Source organism: Malikia granosa, from assembly GCF_002980595.1.
In the GTDB taxonomy this organism is placed as follows: domain Bacteria; phylum Pseudomonadota; class Gammaproteobacteria; order Burkholderiales; family Burkholderiaceae_C; genus Malikia; species Malikia granosa.
Map to the genome: position 1 here is coordinate 1 of NZ_PVLQ01000069.1, position 689 is coordinate 689.

The 689-nt window shown below is 68.5% G+C and carries 1 protein-coding gene; it reads right to left on the reverse strand.

Annotated elements, in window-relative coordinates; all coding sequences use genetic code 11:
* Positions 1–689 (reverse strand): FG-GAP repeat domain-containing protein (locus C6P64_RS18245; RefSeq protein ID WP_211296858.1); only part of this gene is annotated, 689 nt, incomplete at both ends.

The window sequence follows — 689 nt, forward strand, 5'->3', positions numbered from 1 at the left end:
CTTCCAGCCCGCGTAAGGCCCATGCTCGGCTTTCGCGAGCGCCGTCAACCCGTTCATGGTCCAGACGGCTGCCGCCCCGTTGGCATTGGTCAGCAGCAGGTCGGTCTTGCCGTCGCCGTTGAAGTCCCGGCTGCCGTCCTTCACGCTCCAGCCCGCCGCGGGCAGGAAGTTCCCCTTCGCGCTCGGGTTCGCACCGTTCATCAGCCACAGCGACACCTCGCCGCTGTCATTGACCCAGCGCAGGTCCGCCTTGCCGTCCCCGTTGTAGTCGCTGAAGGGCACGCTCGTCCCAGACTTGACCACGCTGAGCGTGGCGGCACTGGTCACGCTCTCGGCCGTGCCCTTGCCATCGGTGTAGCTGGCCTTGACGCTCACGGCCTTGCCCACCTGGGCCTGGGTCAGCGTGAAGGTCGAGGCGGTGGCTCCCGTGATCGCCGCGCCATCGGCCAGCCACTGGTAGCTGATCGTGCCCAGGCCGTCCACATCCGCCAGCGTGTTCGCGGCGGTCAGGGTCTGGCCCTGCTTGGCCGTGCCGCTGATGGTGACCGCCCCCGTCGGCGCGTCGTTGACCGGCGTCACGTTGAGCGTCATCGTGTAGGCACTGGTCGAGCCCAGCAGGCCGTCGCTGACCTTGAAGCCGAAGCTCGCGTAGCCCGTCCCGTTGCCGTTGGCCACCGGCGTGTAGGGTC